Raw genomic sequence first — 255 nt, forward strand, 5'->3', positions numbered from 1 at the left:
TTATTTCTATTTCTTTATTCAAATTATAAAAACTATTTAATGTTTTCCCTCTTATGGATTCAACTCCAACCAATAGTTTATTTAATTTAACATTGTTTTTATATTTTTTTAATTCCTCATAAACATTCGTCAATAATAAAGGTGGTATATAAGTAAATGTAACCTCATTCTCGACTATTAACCTACTTATTTCTATTGGATCAAAAGATTTGTGTTTTTCATTTATAATTAATGTTGCTCCACTTGTCAAAGCTA

Annotated in this window: 1 protein-coding gene; it reads right to left on the reverse strand. The window is 23.9% G+C overall.

Annotation, left to right across the window (positions count from 1 at the left end):
- The coding region (locus tag ACVYAD_RS25295) for a hypothetical protein (protein WP_476428321.1) at positions 1–255 on the reverse strand (255 nt) is incomplete at both ends.

The sequence above is a fragment of the Lysinibacillus sp. G1-3 genome (genome assembly GCF_056322905.1).